This is a genomic window from Megasphaera sp. NM10, from assembly GCF_000417505.1.
Taxonomy (GTDB): domain Bacteria; phylum Bacillota; class Negativicutes; order Veillonellales; family Megasphaeraceae; genus Megasphaera; species Megasphaera intestinihominis.
Window position 1 is genome coordinate 1 of the sequence record NZ_APHY01000112.1, and the last position, 994, is coordinate 994.

Annotated in this window: 1 protein-coding gene; it reads left to right on the forward strand. The window is 37.8% G+C overall.

What is annotated here, in order from left to right; translation table 11 throughout:
* The first annotated feature begins 246 nt into the window (after positions 1-246).
* Entirely contained in the window at positions 247-789 is a 543-nt protein-coding gene (locus NM10_RS12465; RefSeq protein ID WP_020311893.1) for a hypothetical protein, read from the forward strand.
* Positions 790-994 lie beyond the last annotated feature (205 nt).

Genomic DNA, 994 nt, shown 5'->3' on the forward strand with positions numbered 1-994 from the left:
TCAGGCCGAATACAGCAAACTTCAAAGATACCGAAACCTTGGATCAATACCTGCCTTGGGCAACAAAGCCCCAGGAAAAGTGCAAAGAATAAATAGAATCAAAGCCCTAGACTTATGAAAAAAGGATAGCATAAGTCTGGGGCTTTTTCTATACACTGATTTATTTTCCGCTTACACATTAAATGGTAAAGAAGCAATAACATACGAATCATTGTATGTAAGTAAGAACTTGCGGAGGAATTAATTATGGCAGAAAAACCTGTAAAACTACCGAGTGGTGAAATTATTAGTAAAGAATTTTATGACAAACTGATAAATGCGACCGGTAAACGAGCGCGTTTTGTTATTGACAAAATAATGAATACAGGAACTTGTAGCACCGAAGATTTAAAAAAAGCTGGATATGAACATGCACCGCGTGCAAAACGAGATGTTGTAGAGAAAGGAATTCCTATAGATACATTTAATGGGAAGGATTCAGAAGGACGTCGCATGGCTGTGTATAAATTTGGAAATTGGGAAGAAGCGAAAAAACAAAATTCTATTGCAAAAACTAAAGGAAGGAATAATTTATCGGATAAGCTCAAACAAAAATTAATTAAAGAAAATGGAAGTAAATGTGCTTTGTATGGGGAAAAATTTGATGAATCACTACTTCAAGCTGGCCCGGATGGCTGGAATGGTGTTCGAATGGCCAGAGAAATTGATTCGTCATATTTGACGAACCTATTTTATACAGATCATTACGCCAATGACACAAAAGAAAAATTATCGGGGAGTGTAAAATAGTTTGTGTAAATCGGTATTGCATGAATCTACTTTATGCCCCATACTGGGGTAAACAAAGATAAGGACGGTAACAGAATGGCAAAGTGTAAAACTCCACCAACTACCCCAGGCGAGCAGATTGCTCAGCAAATCCTCAACAACTACGACATCAAGAGCGCGGAAGACGTAACAGGACGTCCTGAAGCAGATTTTGGATTCCCATTTC

What these genes read in the sequence shown, in the direction of transcription:
- NM10_RS12465 (WP_020311893.1), top strand. Translation starts at nt 247, where the DNA reads ATGGCAGAAAAACCTGTAAAACTACCGAGTGGTGAAATTATTAGTAAA.